Here is a 20,714-nt window from a genome sequence, read left to right on the forward strand (position 1 = left end):
CCGGACCCCGGTCCGAACTCAGCCTCGCCCATACCGCCCCCTCACCGCCCCGGCAGAGCGCAATCCGCCCAGACCATCTTCCCGATGGGTGCGCACGGTGTCACGCCCCAGCGCGTGGCGTAGTGGGCGACCAAGATGAGGCCGCGGCCCGATTCCGGCAGGGGGTCCACCTGGCCCGGCTCCGGGCTCCGGAACGACGCGTCCCCACCAGGCCCGGCGGCGTGCGGAACGCACAGTGCGTGTGTACGGGCGGGTGGGGACGGGATTGGGCCGGAACTACGGCAGGATCGGCATGAAGCCGGAGAGGGTGAGGGGGTCACCCGCGTTGAAGAGGCCGACACAGTCCGCGACCGTCACCACAAGATCGCCCTCATCCAGCAGATGCAACCCATGGAGCTCCGGATCATAGGCGGCCGAGATCTCGGCACCATCGACACTAAACGTGCAGATAGATGGTTCGGAAATCGCGAATATCTGAATGGCACCGACAATCTCTCCCGACGCGGGGATGCCCTCTCCTTGAGCAACGAACTGCCAGGGATATCCGCCGAAATTCACGCCAAACTCAAGACCGCTCATCCGACAGATATCGACGTGTGGAGTCAGCGTCGAAAGATCACCGGTAAAGTAGGCGCCGAGCTCACAAGTTATTATTGCGTTCGGGCCAGACATAAACAGCCTTTCCGACGTCTGGACTGGCCCCACCGCCTGGGCTGGTGTCACCGCCAATCCCAGCGCCGTGACCAGCGAGAACAGTGCCGAAGTAAAGCACCGAGACACATTTCGCACGATCCAACTCCTCAACTGGTTCCGCATATCGATTACACGCTCCGTCAGCACATCACCCCATGCACCATACACATTTACACCGAGGTCCACAATATCCGTGCACGCCACGGCTGCTAACACAGCACACGACGTCGCGCGCATCCGATCGATTCCCCTCAAATTATCGAAGGGTGAGCAATTATCCACGTTTCCGCGCGTCATCTTGTCAGCGGTATCACACATTCCGCCCATGCCGTCCTGCGGTGCGGCCGTCGCAGATCTGCAAAAAATTGAGCTCGGCACCGCGCGATCTCTCCGTCGCCGACCGCAGCCCCTTCCAGTTCCGAGGTAAGCCCACATTGCACAAATCTCGCCGCATAATCCGCTTGGCTGTCGCCGAGAGCGCACTCACCCCTTGCCCCAACCGTCCTCAGCCGGACCCGAATTCCGATCAGCACTCCCGGTGAGCTGATCACCCCCTGACCTCGTCGGCCGGAGCCCCGAATCACCATCACCCCGGCAGTGCACAATCCGCCCAGACCATCTTCCCGGTGGGTACGCACGGCGTCACGCCCCAGCGGGTGGCGTGGTAGGCGACCAGGGTGAGGCCGCGGCCCGATTCCGATAGGGGGGCTGGAGAGGGGGTGGGTGGGAGCCACTCCGGGTGGGTGTCCGTGAGTTCGATGCGGATTGTGTTGGGGAGGAGCAGGAGGCGGAGGCGGAAGTCGCGGCCAGGGACGAGGGCGTGGGTGATGGCGTTCGACGCGAGTTCCGCGACCACCGCCGTGGCCGATGTCGAGGCGGGGGTGTCGTACGGGATGCCCCAGCTGTCGAGGCGCTGGGCGGCGAGGAGGCGGGCCAGGCGGGCGCCGCGTGGGGTCGAGGTGAAGCACATCTCGAAGTCGCGGGTGGGGGGCACCGGTCGGGGTGGTGCCGGTGTGTGGTGCGTGAGGTCCATGGCCGTCAGCATTTCTGCTGGTGAGGGCGGTGGGCCAGGAAAGGGCAGCGTACCCGGCGTTGTATGTACGAGGTCCGTACGCGTCGGTACGCGCACATTCGGGTGGTATTTCAGTCGTATCGGGGTCGGGGTCATCTCACGGTCCGTAACTTGTGCCGGGCACGTTCCCATCGGTGGGAGGTACTGGCGATGACGACCATCACACGGCAACGGGATGACGGCGCCGCGTTTCTGCGGGGCTTCGGGCGGCAGCTCAAGCTGTGCCGCGAGCGGGCGGGGCTGAGCCGGGCGGAGCTGGCCGAGCTGCTCGGGTACAGCGCGGAGTTGATCGCGTCGATCGAGCAGGGGCGGCGGATCCCGCAGCCCGAGTTCATCGACCGCGCGGATGAGGTGCTGGGGGCGGGCGGGTTACTCATCGCGGCCAAGGACGGGGTCGAGCAGGCCCGGTACCCAGCGTTCTTTCGGGACTTCGCGAAGCTGGAGGCCGAAGCGCTCGAGCTCCACGCCTACGATTCGCGGGTCGCTAATGGACTGCTGCAGACGGAGGAGTACGCCAGAGCCGTACTCAACACCCGTCGTCCGGTACTGGATGAAGCGACCCTCGAACAGCGAATTGCGACACGTCTGGCACGCCAGAAGATCCTTCATCGCAAGCCCGCACCTTTGATGAGCTTCGTCATGGAGGAAGTACTGCTCCACCGCCCCATCGGCGGACGAGACGTGTTGAAGGGGCAGCTCGAACAGCTGCTTCTGGTGGGGCAGCAACGGAACGTGGAGATCCAGGTGATGCCGACCAACTGCACGGATCACGCCGGACTGGCTGGACCCATGACCTTGCTCGACACTCAAGGCCACCGCAGGATGGGGTACGTAGAGGTGCAGGCAGTCAGCCGGGTCATCACCGAACCGGACAGGGTCCGTGAGATGGAGGCAAGGTACGGGCTCATCCGGGCCCAGGCATTGACTCCGCACGAATCGCTGTCCCACATCGAAAAGATCTTGGGAGAGACATGAGCGAGTCCACACGCACCGAGCCGACAGCCTGGATCAAGAGCAGCTATAGCGACAGCGAAGGGGGCCAGTGCGTCGAGATAGCCACGGCCCCCACCCACGTCCACGTCCGCGACTCGAAGAACCCCACGGGTCCCCACCTCACCTTCACCCGTGAAGCCTGGTCCGCGTTCGTGGCCCGTATCCGGGATTGAGCAACTTCGCTCACGCGCCAAGCGGCCTCAGCTGTCCGATCACCCGGGCGGTTTGAGGCCGCTCCTACATGCGACGGGCCTCACGGCGTCTCACAAAGAATGTGCCCTGCTTATACACCAAGTACCGTCCGATGGCGCCCAGTTAGACGTAGAGCGATCGGGCGGATACGCTCCGCAGCCATAACGTCACGTAAGTGACCCCGGCGGTGCTAGCAACACCCCGGGGCCGGACACCGAAGCGAGACCTTCGATGCGCATCCACCTTAGCGCGCCCACGCGCCACTACACCGTCCTCCGCGACGAGGTCCTCAGGGACCCACGCCTCAGCTTCACGGCCCGAGGCATCCTGGTGTACCTGCTCTCCCTGCCCGACGGCAGCCGCGAGGACGCCCGCACCCTCGCCGACAAGCACCCCAAGGTCGGCCGGCGGAACATCTCCAAGGCGCTGGACGAGCTGATCGAGGCCGGCTACTACCACCGCCGTACGACGCGCGATCCGGACACCGGACGCATCCGCTGCTGGACGTACGTCACCGATACACCCATCCCTGCCGGTTCGCCGCTTCCCATGCCCCCGGGAAGCGGTGAACCGGCAGGCCCGAACCCGGGAGCGTTCCCTTCGGGAAGAAATACCGGGGAAGATGTACCAACCCCCCGGGGGGCGGGCGCGGTCGCCGCGCACGCGGAAGATCCGCCCCCGGCCCACGATGAGCCCGCTGATCCCGGCGACGCCCCAGAGCCCGAAGCCCTCCCGGACCCCGGGGCCGCAGCGCAGCCCAAAGCCGGACCCGCGCCCGAAGCCGACCCGCAGATCACCGAAGCGGCGGCGATACTCGCCCACATCACCGCCGCCGAACCGAAGCTGACCCTCTCGCCGCGCGAGACCCTCACCCTGGCGCCCCTCGTGATCCCCTGGCTGGAACGCGGCTGCTCGCGGCTGGTGATGCTCCACGCACTGACCTCAGGACTGCCGGAACGCGTGAACCACCCCCGCGGCTTCCTGGCCCACCGCCTCCGCGACAAGCTGCCCGCACCCCGTGCCCACCGCGATCCCGCCGCCCCACTGCCGGAGTGCGCCGAATGCCGCGACCCACTCCCCCGCAACCAGCACACGGGCCTGTGCGCCAGTTGCGCCGGGGTCGCCCCGGCTCACGTCACCGACCCATCCACGCAAACCGCGAACTTCGCCGCCCGGGTGGCTGCCCTCCGCGACGCGGTACGCGAACGCCGAGCCCTCGCAGCACATACAACGTAAGCCCCGGAGTCCCGACCACCGGCCGGAACGCCGCCCTGCGCACAGCCGAACGGGCCGTGCATCGCGCGGGCACGGTGGTGCGCGCGGTGCACGGCCCTGTGTCAGGCGCTCGGGTCAGCCGAGGTGGTCAACTGCCCGCCTGTGCCCTGCCCAGCGTCAGCGAGATGGTGTTGCCGTCACTCGGGATCAGCAGGTTGATGACCGGGGTCAGCAGGAGGCAGTGCTCGAACTTCGGGATGGTGTATGTGCCTGCCATGTCGCCGCCCAGGAAGGGGCTGAAGCCGGGCTGCGACTGAAGGTTGATGGTCGCCGGGACCTCGGTCTCACACCACGGGCCGATGAGCTGGGGGATGCCGAGGATCTTGAGGGAGGTGATCCGCAGCTTGATCTTCGAGGTCGTGTTGACCTGGCCGGTGGTGCTGATGGTCCCGGTCGTGGGCTCCGTCTCGACGAACTCGGTCGTCGCGGTGACCGGGAGGAGGTCAAAGGTCTTGAACGAGCCGGTGGCCGGCGGAATGATCGTGTTGCCGGTTATGGTCCCGGCGTTCAGGTCGACGTTCATTTTCAGCGTGCCGGGACCGAGGTTCAGGTCCGAGTCCGTGCCGGCCAGATGCGTGACGCCGGTGATCGGATAGTCGAGCGGGACGGGGGCGGCCGACGCGGGCCCGGCGCCGAGGACGACGAGTCCGGCGGCGGCGCACACGCCCATCATGGCGCGGACCACGGCTCTTCCACGGCCCGTCAGGGTGGCTCGCATTCGCTTCATCTGGTGTCTCCCGAGATTGGTTCGTACACACACTGAATGGACGGCGTTGCGCGATGGAACACAACCCGGCCGCGGTACTGACCACGAAGGTGCGGTGCCGCGGCCGGGGGATTCGGGTGAGCGATACTGTCCGGCACTACTGGGGGAGCGTCGGCTTCACCTGAGGCAGGATGAAACATGTGGCTGGTATGCAGAGCCAGCCCTGCCGCAGTTCGATGTAGTTACCGGGACCCGACAATGTAGCCGTCAGCAGATCGTTCAGATCCTCGCTTCCGTGGGCACAGCCGGAGAAGGGCGGGATCGTAACGGAACTCCGGAGGGTACCCCCCTGAAAGACCGTGTACTCCGGGGGTTCGGGGTCGCGGTTGGAGTCGAATCCCGTCACATCCACCCGCATAGGGCCGGAACGACACTCATTGCCTACGTCATAGACAACGCCATTGATCCGGACATCCTTGATCCGCATGGTCTGGTTCATGCGCATCCGTATGTAGGTGGGAACCCCCGAGCTCTTCTCATCTCTGGCATAGAAGGTAGTCGGCCCCACGTTGAACTCAACGGTAGCGGTGACCGGCATGAATCCGAACGTCAGGTTGGTGGAGGTGGAATCCGGAAGATTTAGCTGGGCCTTTCCGCGTTGCTCCCGGCCAGAGAACTGGACATTGCTCAGTATTTGCGCGGGTACGACCCCTGCTGGATTGTTGAGCATGGTCGCGGATCCCAGCTTGGCCGCGTTCGCGATTCCAAGGATGTAGGCGCACTGGTACACCCCGCCCAGGGGATTGTCCGATATCACATTCCCTGGAATCGGCGGTGGGAAGAACGACGGGTCCCAGTCAATCGTGGGCCTGTCGGTCGGACACGGCTGTATGGTCACGGGGTCCGCAGTCGCTGTAATTCCCGGACCGGCCGCGTCGTCCTGGGTTCTCTTCTGATCGTCCTGGGGCTGCGCGGTTGGACTCTTGGGCGCGTCCGAGGGGGCATCTTCATCGACGACTTCGCCCGGCACGGTTACTGCCGCGAGCAACCCGGACTCAAGGGGAGCAAGGTCACAGGCGATCGATGACGCCTCGGCCCCGCCCTCCACCGCACCGGGCGTCAGCACGAGATCAAGATGCCCGGCGCTGAACCCCACCGTCCCGGGAGAGGTCACGGTGACGGTGGGCACCTCACCGGTGAACTCCAGGAGCGTGGTCTTCTCGTCGGCCTGCGACACGGGCTTCGCCGTGAGGCCGGCCCAGGGAGCGACAGCCGTCTGCTTGCCCTGCTCCACCTGGACCTTCAACTCGGCGGCGGCAGTGAGTCCGGGAGCATCGCCGCCTGGCAGAGCGCTCAGCAGGTCACTCGGGAGTGATACTGCCACGGAGATGTTGCGGGGCTGCATCGGCTTGTCCACGGCGCCCGTGGTCGGAAAGTCGGCAGTAACCACCGCAGACACGTCCTGCGGCCCGGACGGGAACGCGCAGCTGTACGCGGCGCTCGTCTCTGCCCTGCGTTCCTGCGCGGCCGACTCGGCCAGGGGAAGCAGTCCGCAGAGGAGCGCAATCGCTCCCACGGATGCGACACGCGTCGTGCGGCGTCTGTCCATTCTCCGCTACTCCTCCGACGGACCACGGAGCCTACGGCTCCCGCCCGCGTTGTTGTACTGGGTACGGCTCGGTGGGGCTGTGAGGGGGCGCAGGGTGCCCGGTGGCCCGGGCACCCTGCTGATGGTTCGGATTGCTCCGTGCTCAGTGGTTGACCGTGACCGCGTGGTTGAGGACGAATTCGCCCTCGAAGTCGGCGTGGTCGCCCGTGTTGATGAAGCCGAGGCAGTTAGCTGCCGAGGCGTGCAGGTCACCGCCGCCGAGGACGTTCAGCTGGTTCGAGTTGTTGTCGTACGCCCCGTCGATCGTGGTGCCCACGAACGTCGCGCTGCACAGCATGCCGCCCGTGTCCGTGTCCACGATCTCGGCGTGGATGGCGCCGTTAACCGTGCCAGTGCTTACGCCGTTCACGGTGTCGGTGTGGTCACCATTCAGCGTGTAGGGCAGGCCCGAGATCGTCACGCCGAAGCGGATCCCGGACACCGAACAGTTGAGGAACGCGAGGCTGGTGATCGTCGCAAGGGGGTTGTTCACAGCCGAACCACCGTTGACGGAGCCAGAGGCCGTCGCGCTGTCGCATATAAGGGTCGCGTTCGGAACGGCGAGCGTGGGACCGGTTGCCGTGGCCGTGTACGCCCCGCCGCCGGTAACGACATACGGGTGACTCGCCGCCGTAGCCGACGCCGACGACACGGTCATACCCGCCGCCGCGATCAGAGCCGCACCGACGAACGCCGTGCGCTTTGCGAACTTGCTCATAGGGGGTTTCTCCTCTTCTCCTCTTGAGCCCGCCGTGAGTGGAAGTACACTGGATCACAGCCCCCTTGCTCGGATGCGCGGGCGACATCCGCGATCACCACTGGTGTTGTGGCGCCGTTGGGCTGCATTCCCGGTAGGAGCACCTTGCAGCACAGGACGTTACGTACCGGTAACCCAGCACGCAAGAGAGGTTTCAGAGAAAGTCCGGCAATTCTTACCGTTGGGTAAATTGCGTTAAGGAAGTGCGCGTCCGGCCGTTCTTTTTTGTAACTTGATGAGCAATCCGACATCCGTCCGGGCACCTCCCTCGACTCGATCACCGGCGGGCCGGCCGCCCACCACCCGGCGGGCGGGACGCTACGGGCGCCACCGATGACGCGCAACACCTTCACACCATCACCCGACAGCGACCACACCCCACACCCTTTTCTTGTCACCCGCTGAGCGTTTCCCCCCGCGCGCTTTGTGGCCCGGTGCGAAATCCTCGCCGTCCGCCTGCTGCTCCCGCCCCCGGCGGTCCATGCTGCGCGTGGGCGGCGCGACCCCGGTGCCCCGCCGCCGCCCCCCGGGCCGCCCCCTCGGCCCCTTCGCCGGGCACCGCCCATGCCCCTCCGCGCGACGAGAGCAGCGCGGCGGGAGGAGACGCCGAATGCCGGTCACAGAACCCTCCGGGCTCAGCCAGCCGCCCGAGCCCCTGCCCCAGGAGCTCGCGGCCGTCATGCGGCCGGAGTTACCCAGTCTGATCGCGGACATCTCCCGGGAGATCGGCCGGGTGGTGCCGGAGTACGGGCATCTGCTGGCCGGTCCGTACGGGCGGATGGTGCAGGACGGCGTGGGCCAAAGCCTCTCCGTCTTCGTCGACGAGGTCGCCCACCCCGGCACGGCCCTGGCGCTGCGCGACGAGGTCTGCCGCCGGCTCGGCCGGTTCGAGGCGTTCGAGGGGCGGGACTTCCAGGTGCTGCGCACCGCCCTGCGGACCGGCGCGCGGGTGGCCCTGCGCCGGGCGCGTACGGTCGCCGCCCGCTACCAGATCGCGCCCGCGCTGATCGCGATGTTCGCGGACGCCGTCTTCGCGTACATCGACGAGATCGAGGTGCTGTGCCACCGCAGCTATCTGGAGGCGCTGTCCACCCCCGGCGAGGAGCAGGGCGCGCTGCGCCGCCGGCTGCTGCGGCTCGTCGTCGCGGGGGGCTCGACGCCCGGCCATCCGGCGGTGGTGGATCTGGCGGACGAATCGGGGTGGGCGCTGCCCGAGGAGGCCACGCCGGTGGCGCTGACGCCGGGGATGGGGCTGGACCGGGCGGCGCTGGACACCGACGTACTGGCCGAGGAGGAGGGCACGCAGCCCCATCTGCTCGTCCCCGGCCCGCTGGACGACGCGCGGCAGCGCATGCTGCTGGAGGCGGCTCAGGGGCGGCCGACGGCGGCCGGGCTGACCGTACCGCTGGCGGAGACAGACGATTCGCTGCGCTGGGCACGGCAGTTGCTGGAGCTGGCCCGGACCGGGCTGATCGAGGCGGAACCGCTGCTGCGGGCCGAGCGGCATCTCGTCACGCTGCTGCTGCTCTCGGACCCGGCGCTGGTGGAGGTGCTGGCACGGCAGGAACTGGCGCCGCTGGACGGGCTGACGCCCGTACGGCAGGGGCGGATGCTCGAGACGCTGCGGGTGTGGCTCACCACCCGGGGGACGGCGGCGGCGGTCGCGGAGGATCTCGGGGTGCATCCGCAGACCGTGCGCTACCGGCTGCGCAACCTCGGGCACAGCTTCGGGAACCGGCTGCAGGAACCGGACCGGCGGTTCGCCATCGAGGTGGCGCTGCGGGCACTGCGCCTGCGGGAGGGCGCGGACGGGGCGGACGACGGCACGGACCCCGGCAAGCGGGCCGCGGGCGCGGCCGGCCCGGGCTGAGACATGCCCGGGCGGCGGGGCACGGGACGTACCCTACCGCGCAGTTTGTCAAACCTGTTCAGGAAAGCGCGTTCCGCAGCCTGTGCGTGCATACGCCATTTGTTCTATGTTAACGACGTAACGTGTGTTCCAGGTCACGCCCTGCGGTCCGCCGGTCACCTCCCCCACACCAGCCGGCGCCGCAGCCATCAAACACGCCAAGCTGCCGGCCGTACCCTGCCGGTGACGTGAGGGGTTGTTGTATGCAATCGGCAGCACGTATACCACCGCTCGCCGAGCGGCCCGAATTACCGCAACAGCTAGCCGCGGTGATCCGGCCCGAACTGCCGAGCCTCTTCAAGGAGATCACCCATGAGATCCGCCGAGCGCTTCCCGAGTACGCGCACGCGAGGGGGTCCGTCTATGACCGGGTCCTGAGGACGGGGGTGGAGCGGTCCCTGGACGGCTTCGCCGAACGGGTCGCCGCCCCCCGGGCGACCACGGCACAATTCGACGAGGTCCACCGGCGGCTCGGCAAGTTCGAGGCGCTCGAGGGACGGAGTCTGGACTCCCTGCAGGCCGCGTATCGCATCGGCGGCCGGGTCGCCTGGCGCCGGGCCATGAAGATCGGGCAGCGGCACCGTATCTCCTCGCAGGTGATGATCGTGTTCGCGGACGCGCTGTTCGCGTACATCGACGAGCTGTCGGTCCTGGCCCGCGAGGGATACCAGGAGGCCGTCGCCGGGAACGCCGAGGAACGGGACACGGCACGGCGTCGGCTGCTGCGGCTGCTGGTCACCGGCACCGCCGTGACGACCGGCGCGATCGAGGCGCTGGCCGAACGGGCCGAGTGGCCGCTGCCCGCCGAGGCGACGGCGGTCGCCCTGCGCGGGGACGGGCCGCTGCCCGCGGGGCTGGGGCCGGACGTGCTGGTCGACACGGCCGGGCCGCAGCCGTACGCGCTGGTGCCCGGTGAGGTCGGCGAGGAGCGGTTCGCCGCGCTGCGGGACGCGGTGTCGCATCCGCCGGCCGCGGTGGGGCTGACCCTGCCGCTGCACGAGGCGGCCGATGGGCTGCGGTGGGCGCGGCGGGTGCTGCGGCTCGTGGAGACCGGGATCGTCCAGGACGGGCCGCTGGTGCGGTGTGAGGATCATCTGCTCACGCTGTGGCTGATGGCCGATCCGGCGCTGGTGGAGCAGATCGCCGGGCGGCGGCTGGCGCCGCTGGCGGGGCTTACGCCGGGGCGGCGGGAGCGGATCTCGGAGACGCTGCAGGTGTGGCTCACCACTCGGGGGACTGCGGTGCAGATGGCTGAGCAGTTGCGTGTGCATCCGCAGACGATTCGGTATCGGCTGCGGGTTACTGATCAGTTGTTCGGGCATGAGATGGCCGAGGCGGAGAGTCGGTTCGCGTTGGAGGCTGTGCTGCGGGCGCTTGAGTTGCGGGATCGGGCTCAGGGTGGCGTTCCGTACGACGGGGGGTAAGTCCTCCGGACTCGTGGTTTCCGGTCCCGGGCGACTGCAGTGCGGCTGGGGCCGGGGCCTATGCTGGGGCCTTTGCCGGGGGTGACGGTGAGCGCGTCGGCCTGCCCGCGCCTTCGGCGCGGGGGGAATCCCACCCGCAGCCGCCCGTTACCGTTTCAACGGGGGCACCCCAGGCCGACGCTCTTTCGTTCACCGTTCACCGTTCACCGTTCACCGGTTCACCGGTTTGCCGGGTTGCCGGGTTGCCGGGTTGCCGGTCAGCGGATGTGGCGGCCCGTTATTGCTCGGGAGATCACCAGGCGCTGGATTTCGCTGGTGCCCTCGAAGATCGTGTAGATCTTTGCGTCCCGGTACATTCGCTCCACCGGGTGTTCGCGGCTGTAACCCGCGCCGCCCAGAATCTGGATCGCCTTCTCCGTGGCGGCCACGGCCAGTTCGCCGGCGCGGAGTTTGGCCATCGAGCCCTGCGCGGCGTCGAAGGTCTTGTCGTTACGGGCCATCCATGCCGCCTGCCAGATCAGCAGGCGCACCGCCTCGATCTCCGTGCGGGTGTCCGCCAGGGCGAAGGCGATGGCCTGGTTGTCGACGATGGGGCGGCCGAACGCCTCGCGGTCGCCCGCGTACTCCAGGGCGTACTCGTACGCCGCCCGTGCGATGCCCAGCGCCTGGGCGCCGACGGTGGGGCGGGAGACCTCGAAGGTGGCCATGGCGGCCTGGCCCTTGGCCGTCGTGCCCTCGCGGGCGCGGGCGAGGCGGCGGTCCAGGCGGTCCTTTCCGCCCAGGAGGCAGCTGCCGGGGACGCGGACGTCGTCGAGGAAGACGTCGGCGGTGTGGGAGGCGCGCAGGCCCAGCTTCTTGATCTTCTTGTTGCCGGCCAGGCCGGGGGTGTTCGGGGGGACGATGAACGCCGCCTGGCCGCGGGCGCCGAGGTCCGGGTCGACGGAGGCGACGACGACGTGGATGTTGGCGATGCCGCCGTTGGTGATCCATGCCTTCTGGCCGTTGATCACCCACTCGTCCTTCGCCTCGTCGTAGCGGGCGCGGGTGCGCATCGCGGAGACGTCCGAGCCGGCCTGCGGCTCGGAGACGCAGAAGGCGGCGACCTTGGGGTCGTTCTCGTCGCCGAAGCACTCGGGGACCCAGTCGGCGAGCTGGTCGGGGGTGCCGGCGGCGAAGATGCCGGCGACGGCCAGGGAGGTGCCGAAGAGGGCCATGCCGATGCCGGCGTCGCCCCAGAAGAGCTCCTCGTTCGCCAGCTGGAGGGAGATGCCGCTGGGGTCGCCGAAGAGGTCGGCGAGGGACTCGAAGCCGTACAGGCCGATCTTCGCGGCCTCCTGGATGACGGGCCAGGGGGTCTCCTCGCGCTCGTCCCATTCGGCGGCGGCGGGGCGTACGACGTCCTTGGCGAAGCCGTGCACCCAGTCGCGCAGGTCCGCCTGCTCCTCGGTGAGGTCGAATCCGAAAGCCATGGTCCGGTGCCTCCCTCAGGCCTTGGGGATGTCGAAGTAGCGGGTGAGGCCGGCGGCGAAGCCGACGTCGCCGGCGACCTTGAGCTTGCGGGTCATGAACATCGTGACCGGGTTGCCGTTGCCGGAGGTCAGCTTGAGGAAAGCGGCGTCGTTCATGACGAGGGTGGTGCGGGGGTCGGCGTTGGTGCGGCCCTCGGTGACCTTGATGTCGCCGTGGTCGAGGTCGGTCTCGTAGACGATCTCGGTGTCGCCGGTGATCTTCCAGCGGATCAGGGCCTTGAGGGAGCCGGCCATGTCGGAGCGGAACTGGCGGCCCATGCGGCCGAAGATCTCGGCGATGACGCGGGCACGGAGGGGCTCGTCGCGGGCTATCTCGGTGATCTCCTTGTCGGAGAGCTTCTTCACGATCCTCGCGAACTCCTCCGGGGAGACGGTCGCGAAGTCGAGGTCCGCGAGTGTCTTGGCGGCGCTCTGCTGGTCCGTCATCTGGGTGCCCTTCCCTGGGTCCTTACCGCGCAGTAAACTTACTCTGGGGTCAAATTAGCGGCTCGGCGGTTAGGCTGGCAAGCGTGAGTGAGAAGGTCAGGCGCAGGTTGCCCCGGCAGGTGCGGGAGCAGCAGATCATCGATGCCGGTATGCAGGTGTTCTCCAAGCGCGGGTACCACGCGGCGGTCGTCGACGAGATCGCCGACCTGGCGGGGATCTCCAAGCCGATGGTGTATCTGTACTTCGGCTCGAAGGAGGGGCTGTTCATCGCGTGCATCCGGCGCGAGGGCGAGCGCCTGACGGAGGAGTTCCAGGGCGCGGCCCGCGAGGGGCACGGTGCGGAGGCCCAGCTGTGGGCGGGGCTGACGGCGTTCTTCACGTTCGTCGCGGGGCATCGGGACGGGTGGGTCGTGCTCTACCGGCAGGCGCCGGAGGTGGGCGGGGAGGTCGCGGCTGAGGTGACGCGGCAGCGGTCGTCGGTGATGGCGGCGGTGACGGGGCTGGTGGCGTCGAGCTCTCCGGGTGGCGCCTCGGAGGAGGCGGAGTTCGTGGCGCACGCGCTGGTGGGGGCGGCGGATTCGCTGACGGACTGGATGGAGCGGCATCCGGGGGAGTCGCCGGAGCGGGTGACGCTGCGGCTGATGAACATGGTGTGGATCGGGATGCGGAGCGCCCTGCGGGGGGAAGTGTGGACACCGCCTTCCGGTGAGGGTGCCTGAGCGGGTCCGTCCTGCGTAATACGGTGGTCAGGGGTTCGGTCGGCGATGATCGCTTCGGTGTCGCCGGCCGCTGCCGCAGCCGTCGAGGAAGGGCTTTTCGCCATGGCGCAGGAAGTACGGGGCGTCATCGCTCCGGGTAAGAACGAGGCCGTTCGGGTCGAGACCATCGTGGTGCCGGATCCCGGGCCCGGGGAGGCCGTGGTGAAGATCCAGGCCTGTGGGGTGTGTCATACGGATCTGCATTACAAGCAGGGCGGGATCAACGATGAGTTTCCGTTTCTGCTGGGGCATGAGGCGGCTGGGGTCGTCGAGGCTGTGGGGGACGGGGTCACGGATGTGGCGCCCGGGGATTTCGTCGTACTGAACTGGCGGGCCGTTTGCGGGCAGTGCCGGGCCTGTCTGCGGGGGCGGCCGTGGTACTGCTTCAACACGCACAACGCGAAGCAGAAGATGACGCTCACCGATGGGACCGAGCTGAGTCCGGCGCTGGGGATCGGGGCGTTCGCGGAGAAGACGCTCGTCCATGCGGGGCAGTGCACCAAGGTGGATCCGTCCGTGTCGCCGGCCGTGGCGGGGCTGCTCGGGTGCGGGGTCATGGCCGGGATCGGGGCCGCCATCAACACCGGGCAGGTCGGGCGGGGGGACTCCGTCGCCGTCATCGGGTGCGGGGGCGTCGGGGACGCGGCCATCGCGGGGGCGCGGCTGGCGGGGGCTTCGAAGATCATCGCGGTGGATATCGATGATCGTAAGCTGGAGACCGCCCTCGGGATGGGCGCCACCCATACGGTGAACTCCAAGACCACCGACCCCGTCAAGGCGATCCGGGAGCTGACGGACACCTTCGGTGTCGACGTCGCCATCGAGGCCGTCGGACATCCGGCCACGTACGCGCAGGCCTTCTACGCGCGGGATCTGGCGGGGACCGTGGTCCTCGTCGGCGTACCGACGCCGGAGATGAAGCTCGAGCTGCCGCTGATCGACGTCTTCGGGCGGGGCGGGTCGCTGAAGTCGTCGTGGTACGGGGACTGCCTGCCGTCGCGGGACTTCCCGATGCTCGTCGACCTGCATCTGCAGGGGCGGCTGCCGCTGGACAAGTTCGTCACCGAGACGATCGGGCTGGGGGATGTCGAGGCGGCCTTCGAGCGGATGCATCACGGGGACGTGCTGCGGTCGGTCGTGATCCTCTGATGGGCGCCGCTCGTATCAACCGGCTCGTCACGTCGGGGCAGTTCAGCCTGGACGGGGGGACGTGGGACGTCGACAACAACGTGTGGATCGTCGGGGACGACGCGGAGGCGGTCGTCATCGACGCCGCCCATGACGCGGACGCGATCGCGGCGGCGGTGGGCGACCGCCGGCTGACGGCGATCATCTGCACGCACGCCCACAACGACCACATCGACGCGGCCCCGGCCCTGGCGGCGCGCACGGGGGCGGCGATCCTGCTGCACCGGGACGACCTCCCGCTGTGGCGCCAGACGCACCCGGAGCGGGACCCGGACGGGTGGCTGGAGGACGGGCAGATCATCGAGGCGGTGACCCCGCTCCACGTCATCCACACGCCGGGACACGCACCGGGGGCGGTGTGCCTCCACGCCCCGGCCTTGGGGACGGTCTTCACCGGGGACACCCTGTTCCAGGGCGGGCCGGGGGCTACGGGGCGGTCGTTCTCCGACTTCCCGACGATCATCGACTCGATCCGGGACCGGCTGCTGACGCTGCCGCCGGAGACGGAGGTGCTGACGGGGCACGGGGAGTCGACGACGGTCGGTGCGGAGGCTCCGCAGCTGGAGGAGTGGGTCAAGCGGGGGCACTGAGGTAATTGCCCGGGGTCCTCGGCTTTTTGGGACCCCGGGCGTTGCTTTCAGGGCTCCAGGGGCGTGATCAAGCCCCTGAGGTGTTCCTTTTCATCGTTTGGGCGGCGGAGGGCGAAGGCTGTGCCTTCGGAAGTGCTGGCCGCTCGGAACTCTGGGGTTGCTGGGAGGAGGACCGGGGCTCGGAAGTCTGTGGTGGCTGTGTAGGCGTCCGGGAGTAGGGCCGCTGAGGACAGGGATGCCAGGGAGCGGGCCTTTGTCCACATGCCGTGGGCTATTGAGCGGGGGAAGCCGAAGAGGCGGGCTGTCAGGGGGTGGAGGTGGATTGGGTTGCGGTCGCCTGAGGTTGCGGCGTAGGTGCGGATTGTGGATTGCGTGACTTGCCAGGTTTCCGTCAGGGATGGGGTGGTGAAGTCGCGGGTCGGCCAGGGGGGTGTGGTGCCTTCGCCCTTGCCTCTGGCCAGGTATGTGGACGTTTCGTCCCAGACCGGGGTGTCGTTCGAGAGGGCTCGGGAGCGGACGTCGAACGCTTTGCCCTTCGGGTGGGGGCGGAGGTTTTCCGTCCAGACCTCGTACGTCAGGGGTTCTGTGGCGGTTATCGGGCGGATGTGGTCGATGCGGTTCGAGAGGTGGACCATTCCCAGGACCGGGTACGGGAAGGCCGGGGACGTCATCAGGCGCATCGCCAGGGGGAACGCCGCGATGTGGGGGTAGAGGGGCGGGAGGTGGGCGGGGGCCTCTGAGTAGCCGCAGACCTTCGCGTAGCGGCGGACGTGGTCCTCCGACGGGAGCGTCGGCGCCAGGCGCAAGACCTCCGTCGGGAGCGTCGCCCCCGGGGGGCGGCGGCGCGGGAGGACCGCCTTGACGTACGAGCCCGCCAGGCCCGGGGGTTTCGGCAGCGTCTGCATGCGCCTCACGCCCCCAGCAGGCCCTGGCCGCAGACGCGGAGCACCTGGCCCGTGATCGCCCCGCTGCCGGGCGACGCGAAGTACGCCACCGTCTCCGCCACGTCCACCGGCTGGCCGCCCTGCTTCAGGGACGTCATACGGCGGCCCGCCTCGCGGATGAAGAGGGGGACGGCCGCCGTCATCTGCGTCTCGATGAAGCCGGGGGCCACCGCGTTCAGTGTGATGCCGCGGTCCGTGAGGGACGGGGCCAGGGACTGGACGTAGCCGATGAGGCCGGCCTTGCTCGCGGAGTAGTTCGTCTGGCCGACGTTGCCCGCGATGCCGCTGATCGACGACGTGCAGATCACCCGGGCGTTGTCCGCGAGAATCCCCTTCGCCAGCAAGGACTCCGTCAGGGTCTCGACCGACGTCAGGTTCACCGCGATCACCGCGTCCCAGCGGCTCTCGTCCATCCGCCCCAGCGTCTTGTCCCGGGTGATCCCCGCGTTGTGGACGACGATGTCCAGCCCGCCCTCCCCGAAGTGGGCCGCCAGCCGCTCCCCCGCGTCCGGCGCCGTGATGTCGAGCTCCAGCGCCCGCCCGTCCACCCGTACCGCCACCGCCGCCAGATCCCCCGACTGCGCGGGCACGTCGAGCACGGTCACCGATGCCCCGTCCCGGTGCAGCGTCTCCGCGACGACCGCCCCGATCCCCCGCGACGCCCCCGTCACCAGCGCCGTACGCCCGGCCAGCGGGCGCTCCCAGTCGGCGGGCGCGTCCGCGGACGTGCCGGTGATCCGTACCGCCTGCCCCGACACGTACGCCGACCGCGGCGACAGCGCGAAGCGCAGCGACGACTCGACCGACCCCTCCGCCCCCGGCGCGACCAGCAGCAGATGCGCGGTCGCACCCCGCCGCAGCTCCTTGCCGACCGACCGTACGAAGCCCTCGATCGCCCGCTGCGCCGTCGTCTCCGCGACGGTACCGGCGAGTTCGGGCGGCGTACCCAGCACGATCACCCGCCCGCAGGGGGCGACCGAGCGGATCCGGCCGTGGAAGAAGTCGTACAGCTCCCGCAGCCCCGCGCTCGTCGTGATCCCCGTCGCGTCGAAGACGAGCGCGTGCGGACGGTCCGACTCCCCCGGCGTGGCGCCGCACGCGTCCAGGACGGCCCGTACCGGCTTCAGCAGCCGTCCCTCCGGCGCTCCGCCCAGCACGACCGGACCGGGAACGGCCGGGTCACCGGGGCGGTGGCGGCGCAGGGGCTCCGGGCGCGGGAGGCCGAGCCGCTTGGCCAGAAAGCCCCCCGGTCCGCTCGCCGTGAACTTCTGGTAGCGATCGGCCATTGCAATCCCCTTAACGGATGAGTAAGTCTACTGAAGAGTAAAGTTAGCGGCTCAGGATCACAAGGAACAAGGCGCCCGAGGAGTCACATGAACACCGCAGGACCCCGCCGCGTCGCGGTGATAGGCGGCAACCGCATCCCGTTCGCCCGCGCGGACGGCCCGTACGCCACGGCCTCCAACCAGGACATGCTGAGTGCCGCGCTGCAAGGGCTCGTCGAACGGTTCCACCTCCAGGGCGCGCAGCTCGGCGAGTTCGTCGCCGGCGCCGTCCTGAAGCACGCCCGCGACTGGAACCTCGCCCGCGAGACGGTCCTGGGCAGCGCCCTGGACCACCGCACCCCGGCGTACGACCTCCAGCAGGCGTGCGGCACGGGGCTCGAGGCGGTGATCCTCGTGGCCAACAAGATCGCCCTCGGCCAGATCGACGCCGGGATCGCCGGCGGCGTGGACACCGCGAGCGACGCACCCCTCGGCGTGAACGACGACCTGCGCAAGCTACTGCTCGAGGCCCGCCGCGCCAAGACCACCGGCGGCCGGATCAAGGCCCTCGCCAAGGTGCGCCCCCGGCACGTCGTCCCCGACATCCCGCGCAACGCCGAGCCCCGGACGGGCCTGTCGATGGGCGAGCACGCGGCGCGCACGGCGAAGGAGTGGCGGATCTCCCGCGAGGCGCAGGACGAGCTGGCGGCGACCAGCCACCAGCGCCTGGCGGCGGCGTACGAGGCGGACTTCTTCGCCGACCTCCTCACCCCGTACCGGGGCCTGACCCGGGACCAGAACCTGCGCCCCGACTCGACGGCGGAGAAGCTGGCCCGCCTCAAGCCGGTCTTCGGCAAGGGCGAGGGCGCCACGATGACCGCCGGCAACTCCACGCCGCTGACGGACGGCGCCTCGACGGTGCTGCTGGCGAGCGAGGAGTGGGCGGCGGAGCGGGGGCTGCCCGTGCTGGCGTACGTCAGCTTCTCCCGCAGCGCCGCCGTCGACTACGTCGAGGGACCGGACGGGCTGCTCACGGCGCCCGCGTACGCGGTGCCGAAGCTGCTCGACGACGCCGGGATCGGACTGGGGGACCTGGACTTCTACGAGATCCACGAGGCGTTCGCCTCCCAGGTGCTGGCGACGCTGGCCGCGTGGGAGAGCGCCGACTTCTGCAAGGACCGCCTCGGCCTCGACGCCCCCCTCGGGACCGTCGACCGGGCGCGGCTGAACGTCAACGGGTCGTCGCTGGCGACCGGACACCCCTTCGCCGCGACGGGCGGGCGGCTGGTGGCGACGCTGGCCAAGATGCTGCACGCCAAGGGCGCGCCGGCGCGGGGACTGATCTCCATCTGCGCGGCGGGTGGACAGGGCGTCACGGCGATTCTCGAGGCTTAGACGGGAGCTGGCAGATGGGCGTACGCAAGGATTTGAAGCGCGCGAGACAGCGCGGTGACCTGGCGAGCCGTGTCACGTACGACGTGGTGCGGGAGGGCGATGTGGTGCGCGAGGTGCGCGCGGGCGCCCTCGTCGCCACGCCGGCCACCGGGACCTGTGCCGACATCCCGTTCACCAACGCGGCGGAGGAGCCGGACCGGGTCGCGATCCGGCGCAAGGAGCAGAACACGTCGGGCCCGTGGCGGCCGGTGACGGCGGCCGGTTTCGCGGCGGACGTCATGGCGGCGGCCAAGGGGCTGATCGCGGCGGGGCTGGAGTCCGGCGGGCGGGTGGGGCTGATGTCCCGTACGCGGTACGAGTGGTGCGTGCTGGACTTCGCGGTGTGGGCGGCCGGGGGGCAGACCGTGCCGATTTATCCGACGTCGTCGGCGGAGCAGGTGGCGTGGATCCTCGAGGACTCGGGGGCTACGCATCTGGTCGTGGAGACTGCGGAGAACGCGGCTACGGCCAACTCTGCCGATTCTCCCCGGACTTGGACGCTGGAGGGCGACGGGCTCGTCGCGCTGCAGGCGCTCGGGGCGGGGGTGTCGGACGAGGAGGTGACGAAGCGTCGTACGGCTCTCACCTCCGACACCATCGCGACCGTCTGCTACACGTCCGGGACGACGGGGCGGCCGAAGGGCGTCGTGCTCACGCACGGCAATCTGTACGCGGAGGCCGCGAACACCATCGAGCTGCTGCATCCGGTGTTCAAGGCGGTGACCGGGCAGACGGCGTCGACGCTGCTGTTCCTGCCGCTGGCGCACATCCTGGGGCGGGCGATCCAGATCGCGTGTCTGAGCGCGCGGATCGAGATCGGGCACTGGCCGAGCATCAAACCGGACGAGCTGCGGCCGGAGTTCCGGGCGTTCAGGCCGACGTTTCTGGTGGGGGTGCCGTACCTCTTCGAGAAGATCCACGACACGGGGCGGGCCACGGCCGAGAAGATCGGCCGGGGGGCGTCCTTTCAGCGGGCGGACGGGATCGCGGTTCGGTTCGCGGAGCAGCATCTGGCCCGGTATCTGGGGACCGGTCGGGGTCCTGGGCTCGGGCTGCGGCTGGGGTGGGCACTGTACGACCTGCTGGTGTTCCGGCGGGTGCGGAAGGAGCTCGGGGGGCGGCTGCGGTACGCGATCAGTGGGGGGTCGCCTCTTGACCGTCGGCTGAGTCTCTTCTTCTACGCCGCCGGGATCGTCATCTACGAGGGTTACGGGCTGACGGAGACCACCGCGGCGGCCACCATCAGCCCGCCGCTGGAGCCTCGGCCCGGGACGGTGGGCAAGCCTGTGCCGGGGACGTCGGTGCGGATCGCGGAGGACGGGGAGGTGCTGGTCAAGGGCGGGATCGTGTTCGGGTCGTACTGGCACAACCCGCAGGCCACGGGGGCGGCGCTGGATGACGGGTGGTTCGCCACCGGGGATCTGGGGGCGCTGGACGGGGACGGGTATCTGACGATCACCGGGCGGAAGAAGGACATCCTGATCACTACCGGGGGGAAGAACGTGTCCCCGGCGGTGCTCGAGGACCGGCTGCGGAGCCGGCCGCCGGTGGGGCAGTGCATGGTCGTCGGGGACAACCGGTCGTTCATCGCGGCGCTGGTCACGCTGGAGGCGGAGGCGGTGGAGCACTGGCTGGCCGTGCGCAAGCGGCCTCGGGATACGCCGGTCGCGGAGCTGGTGGAGGATCCTGAACTGCGGCGGGATGTGCAGCGGGCGGTGGATTACGCGAACGAGGCGGTGTCGCGGGCGGAGTCGATACGGAAGTTCGTGATCGTGCCCGGGGAATTCTCGGAGGAGAACGGGCTGCTGACGCCGTCGCTGAAGGTCAAGCGGCATGCGGTGGGGGCGGCTTACGCGAAGGAGATCGAGGGGTTGTACGGGGGGTGAGCCGGGGGGCGGTGCTTTGTTGGCG

19 protein-coding genes are annotated in these 20,714 nt (G+C 69.1%); 10 read left to right on the forward strand and 9 right to left on the reverse strand.

The annotated features are described in order from the left end of the window. Window positions 1–276: 276 nt before the first annotated feature. Entirely contained in the window at window positions 277–789 is a 513-nt protein-coding gene (locus tag SRB5_RS31120; RefSeq protein WP_153456815.1) for a hypothetical protein, read from the reverse strand. Between the two features lie 490 nt (window positions 790–1,279). Next, window positions 1,280–1,726, reverse strand: coding sequence for an ATP-binding protein (locus tag SRB5_RS31125; protein ID WP_153456816.1), 447 nt, complete (start codon window positions 1,724–1,726; stop codon window positions 1,280–1,282). A gap of 189 nt (window positions 1,727–1,915) precedes the next feature. On the opposite strand from SRB5_RS31125, the gene SRB5_RS31130 reads away from it, so the two are divergent. From SRB5_RS31130 to SRB5_RS31140, 3 genes are all read left to right on the forward strand, one after another. Beyond that, window positions 1,916–2,740 carry a helix-turn-helix domain-containing protein gene (locus SRB5_RS31130; protein WP_153456817.1) on the forward strand — a complete coding sequence of 275 codons (825 nt, stop codon included), beginning with the start codon at window positions 1,916–1,918 and terminating at the stop codon, window positions 2,738–2,740. Continuing rightward, entirely contained in the window at window positions 2,737–2,931 is a 195-nt protein-coding gene (locus SRB5_RS31135) for a DUF397 domain-containing protein (protein ID WP_153456818.1), read from the forward strand. Before SRB5_RS31130 ends, SRB5_RS31135 begins: the two co-directional genes overlap by 4 nt. Window positions 2,932–3,181: 250 nt before the next feature. After that, on the forward strand, window positions 3,182–4,186 hold the full coding sequence (locus tag SRB5_RS31140; RefSeq protein WP_153456819.1) for a helix-turn-helix domain-containing protein: 1,005 nt from the start codon (window positions 3,182–3,184) through the stop codon (window positions 4,184–4,186). A 127-nt stretch (window positions 4,187–4,313) separates the two neighbouring features. Here SRB5_RS31140 and SRB5_RS31145 read toward each other — a convergent pair whose 3' ends face one another. The 3 genes from SRB5_RS31145 to SRB5_RS31155 all read right to left on the reverse strand — a co-directional run bounded on the left by SRB5_RS31145 (window position 4,314) and on the right by SRB5_RS31155 (window position 7,297). Continuing rightward, the gene (locus tag SRB5_RS31145; RefSeq protein WP_228390580.1) at window positions 4,314–4,952 is read right to left on the reverse strand and encodes a hypothetical protein; all 639 of its coding nucleotides are present in this window, start codon (window positions 4,950–4,952) and stop codon (window positions 4,314–4,316) included. Window positions 4,953–5,088: 136 nt separating this feature from the next. After that, a complete protein-coding gene (locus tag SRB5_RS31150; RefSeq protein ID WP_153456820.1) occupies window positions 5,089–6,540 on the reverse strand; it encodes a DUF6801 domain-containing protein in 1,452 nt (483 codons plus the stop codon). A 142-nt stretch (window positions 6,541–6,682) separates the two neighbouring features. Beyond that, entirely contained in the window at window positions 6,683–7,297 is a 615-nt protein-coding gene (locus SRB5_RS31155) for a hypothetical protein (RefSeq protein WP_153456821.1), read from the reverse strand. A 649-nt stretch (window positions 7,298–7,946) separates the two neighbouring features. Between SRB5_RS31155 and SRB5_RS31160 the strand changes: the two genes are divergently transcribed. Further along, the gene (locus tag SRB5_RS31160) at window positions 7,947–9,206 is read left to right on the forward strand and encodes a helix-turn-helix domain-containing protein (protein WP_153456822.1); all 1,260 of its coding nucleotides are present in this window, start codon (window positions 7,947–7,949) and stop codon (window positions 9,204–9,206) included. 242 nt (window positions 9,207–9,448) lie between these two features. Then, window positions 9,449–10,669, forward strand: coding sequence for a helix-turn-helix domain-containing protein (locus SRB5_RS31165; RefSeq protein WP_153456823.1), 1,221 nt, complete (start codon window positions 9,449–9,451; stop codon window positions 10,667–10,669). A gap of 257 nt (window positions 10,670–10,926) precedes the next feature. Here SRB5_RS31165 and SRB5_RS31170 read toward each other — a convergent pair whose 3' ends face one another. Together SRB5_RS31170 and SRB5_RS31175 are read right to left on the reverse strand one after the other, a co-directional pair. Then, window positions 10,927–12,138 carry an acyl-CoA dehydrogenase family protein gene (locus SRB5_RS31170; protein WP_153456824.1) on the reverse strand — a complete coding sequence of 404 codons (1,212 nt, stop codon included), beginning with the start codon at window positions 12,136–12,138 and terminating at the stop codon, window positions 10,927–10,929. Window positions 12,139–12,153: 15 nt separating this feature from the next. Continuing rightward, window positions 12,154–12,624, reverse strand: a complete 471-nt coding sequence (locus tag SRB5_RS31175) for an SCP2 sterol-binding domain-containing protein (protein ID WP_153456825.1) — start codon at window positions 12,622–12,624, stop codon at window positions 12,154–12,156. A gap of 83 nt (window positions 12,625–12,707) precedes the next feature. Between SRB5_RS31175 and SRB5_RS31180 the strand changes: the two genes are divergently transcribed. From SRB5_RS31180 to SRB5_RS31190, 3 genes are all read left to right on the forward strand, one after another. After that, window positions 12,708–13,343 carry a TetR/AcrR family transcriptional regulator gene (locus SRB5_RS31180; protein WP_323378782.1) on the forward strand — a complete coding sequence of 212 codons (636 nt, stop codon included), beginning with the start codon at window positions 12,708–12,710 and terminating at the stop codon, window positions 13,341–13,343. A 102-nt stretch (window positions 13,344–13,445) separates the two neighbouring features. Next, the gene (locus SRB5_RS31185; protein ID WP_153456826.1) at window positions 13,446–14,531 is read left to right on the forward strand and encodes an S-(hydroxymethyl)mycothiol dehydrogenase; all 1,086 of its coding nucleotides are present in this window, start codon (window positions 13,446–13,448) and stop codon (window positions 14,529–14,531) included. Continuing rightward, entirely contained in the window at window positions 14,531–15,160 is a 630-nt protein-coding gene (locus SRB5_RS31190; RefSeq protein ID WP_153456827.1) for an MBL fold metallo-hydrolase, read from the forward strand. The genes SRB5_RS31185 and SRB5_RS31190 overlap by 1 nt, the downstream gene beginning before the upstream one ends. Before the next feature lie 47 nt (window positions 15,161–15,207). Here the strand turns inward: SRB5_RS31190 and SRB5_RS31195 are convergent, their stop codons facing one another. Then, the gene (locus tag SRB5_RS31195) at window positions 15,208–16,065 is read right to left on the reverse strand and encodes a MaoC family dehydratase (RefSeq protein ID WP_153456828.1); all 858 of its coding nucleotides are present in this window, start codon (window positions 16,063–16,065) and stop codon (window positions 15,208–15,210) included. A gap of 5 nt (window positions 16,066–16,070) precedes the next feature. Continuing rightward, on the reverse strand, window positions 16,071–17,390 hold the full coding sequence (locus tag SRB5_RS31200) for a 3-oxoacyl-ACP reductase (RefSeq protein WP_153456829.1): 1,320 nt from the start codon (window positions 17,388–17,390) through the stop codon (window positions 16,071–16,073). 87 nt (window positions 17,391–17,477) lie between these two features. Here SRB5_RS31200 and SRB5_RS31205 point away from each other — a divergent pair, with 87 nt between their 5' ends. Further along, window positions 17,478–18,764 carry an acetyl-CoA C-acetyltransferase gene (locus SRB5_RS31205; RefSeq protein ID WP_153456830.1) on the forward strand — a complete coding sequence of 429 codons (1,287 nt, stop codon included), beginning with the start codon at window positions 17,478–17,480 and terminating at the stop codon, window positions 18,762–18,764. Between the two features lie 14 nt (window positions 18,765–18,778). Then, complete coding sequence (locus SRB5_RS31210; RefSeq protein WP_153456831.1) at window positions 18,779–20,689, forward strand: AMP-dependent synthetase/ligase; 1,911 nt, start codon at window positions 18,779–18,781, stop codon at window positions 20,687–20,689. Window positions 20,690–20,714: the final 25 nt, after the last annotated feature.

This window comes from Streptomyces smaragdinus (assembly GCF_009604385.1).
Lineage (GTDB): Bacteria > Actinomycetota > Actinomycetes > Streptomycetales > Streptomycetaceae > Streptomyces > Streptomyces smaragdinus.

Excerpts from the sequence above, each read along its gene's own strand:
- SRB5_RS31125 (WP_153456816.1), bottom strand. The coding sequence starts at position 1,726 with ATGGACCTCACGCACCACACACCGGCACCACCCCGACCGGTGCCCCCC.
- SRB5_RS31130 (WP_153456817.1), top strand. The coding sequence starts at position 1,916 with ATGACGACCATCACACGGCAACGGGATGACGGCGCCGCGTTTCTGCGG.
- SRB5_RS31135 (WP_153456818.1), top strand. The coding sequence starts at position 2,737 with ATGAGCGAGTCCACACGCACCGAGCCGACAGCCTGGATCAAGAGCAGC.
- SRB5_RS31140 (WP_153456819.1), top strand. The coding sequence starts at position 3,182 with ATGCGCATCCACCTTAGCGCGCCCACGCGCCACTACACCGTCCTCCGC.
- SRB5_RS31145 (WP_228390580.1), bottom strand. The coding sequence starts at position 4,952 with ATGAAGCGAATGCGAGCCACCCTGACGGGCCGTGGAAGAGCCGTGGTC.
- SRB5_RS31150 (WP_153456820.1), bottom strand. The coding sequence starts at position 6,540 with ATGGACAGACGCCGCACGACGCGTGTCGCATCCGTGGGAGCGATTGCG.
- SRB5_RS31155 (WP_153456821.1), bottom strand. The coding sequence starts at position 7,297 with ATGAGCAAGTTCGCAAAGCGCACGGCGTTCGTCGGTGCGGCTCTGATC.
- SRB5_RS31160 (WP_153456822.1), top strand. The coding sequence starts at position 7,947 with ATGCCGGTCACAGAACCCTCCGGGCTCAGCCAGCCGCCCGAGCCCCTG.
- SRB5_RS31165 (WP_153456823.1), top strand. The coding sequence starts at position 9,449 with ATGCAATCGGCAGCACGTATACCACCGCTCGCCGAGCGGCCCGAATTA.
- SRB5_RS31170 (WP_153456824.1), bottom strand. The coding sequence starts at position 12,138 with ATGGCTTTCGGATTCGACCTCACCGAGGAGCAGGCGGACCTGCGCGAC.
- SRB5_RS31175 (WP_153456825.1), bottom strand. The coding sequence starts at position 12,624 with ATGACGGACCAGCAGAGCGCCGCCAAGACACTCGCGGACCTCGACTTC.
- SRB5_RS31185 (WP_153456826.1), top strand. The coding sequence starts at position 13,446 with ATGGCGCAGGAAGTACGGGGCGTCATCGCTCCGGGTAAGAACGAGGCC.
- SRB5_RS31190 (WP_153456827.1), top strand. The coding sequence starts at position 14,531 with ATGGGCGCCGCTCGTATCAACCGGCTCGTCACGTCGGGGCAGTTCAGC.
- SRB5_RS31195 (WP_153456828.1), bottom strand. The coding sequence starts at position 16,065 with ATGCAGACGCTGCCGAAACCCCCGGGCCTGGCGGGCTCGTACGTCAAG.
- SRB5_RS31200 (WP_153456829.1), bottom strand. The coding sequence starts at position 17,390 with ATGGCCGATCGCTACCAGAAGTTCACGGCGAGCGGACCGGGGGGCTTT.
- SRB5_RS31205 (WP_153456830.1), top strand. The coding sequence starts at position 17,478 with ATGAACACCGCAGGACCCCGCCGCGTCGCGGTGATAGGCGGCAACCGC.
- SRB5_RS31210 (WP_153456831.1), top strand. The coding sequence starts at position 18,779 with ATGGGCGTACGCAAGGATTTGAAGCGCGCGAGACAGCGCGGTGACCTG.